Here is a 1,020-nt window from a genome sequence, read left to right on the forward strand (position 1 = left end):
GCAAATACCCTGTTGTGAGCCCCACGCCCCAAAAGGCCAGCCCGCTGAGTACCATAGGCATGCGAGTATCTTGCAGGCCGTAGAGCGCCCCTGAGGCCACCCGCTGCACACCATCGGTCAACTGCGCCAGGGCTGCCACCAAAAGCATCGGCATGGCCAGCGCCACCACGGGAGCGTTAGCCGGATCGCTCAGGTCTAGGTAGAGGCCAATGATCGACTGGCGAAACAGCAGCAGCCCCAGGGTGGCCAGTAGCATAAAGGCGGCGGCGATCGCGATCGCCACAATCCCCGCCCGCCGCGTCTGGGCTATGTCCTGCTGTCCCAGGGCCTGCCCTACCCGCGCCGTCGCTGCGTAGGACATGCCCAAGGGCACCATGAAAATAAGGTAAATCGTCTGGTACACAGTCTGGTGAGCCGCCAGCACCTCGGGGCCAAGAATGCCCATCAAAAAGGTGACAACGGCAAACAGGCTAAACTCCAGGGCGATCGTAATGGCAAGCTCACCCCCCATCACCAGCATCCGCCCGACTAGCCGAGGCTGCACCCGATACCACCCTTGCCAAAACCGATACTCTTTTAGACTGGAGTGCTTGAGGGTGTAGAGCAAAAACAAGCCAAACATCAGCCAGTAGCTCAGCCCGCTGGCGAGGCCCAGCCCGCCTAGCCCCAGCGCCGGAAAGCCCCATTTGCCAAAGCCCAAAGCGTAGTTACCTGCGATGTTAAAGGCCGTGCCTACCAGCACGATCGCAATCACGATCTGGGCCTGGGCCAGCGCCGAGACGTAGCCCCGCAGCATGGCAAAGCAAAGGGCTGGCAGTGCGCCCCAGAGAATCCATTGGAAGTAGGGGCCGGTCAGCGCGGCGATCGGCTCTGGCTGCCCCAGGGCTAACAGCACCCAATCCATCTGGCTGAGAATGCCCATCAGCGGCAGGCTCAGTCCCAGCGATAGCCAAAAGCCCTGGCGGGCGATCGCCTCAACATCAGCCTTTTGCCCCGCCCCAAAAGCCTGGGCCACCAGCG

The 1,020-nt window shown here is 62.1% G+C and carries 1 protein-coding gene; it reads right to left on the reverse strand.

Going from position 1 to position 1,020, the window contains the following annotated elements:
• The coding region (locus IQ273_RS33425; RefSeq protein WP_194027357.1) for an MATE family efflux transporter at window positions 1-1,020 on the reverse strand (1,020 nt) is incomplete at both ends.

The organism is Nodosilinea sp. LEGE 07298 (genome assembly GCF_015207265.1).
Lineage (GTDB): Bacteria > Cyanobacteriota > Cyanobacteriia > Phormidesmidales > Phormidesmidaceae > Nodosilinea.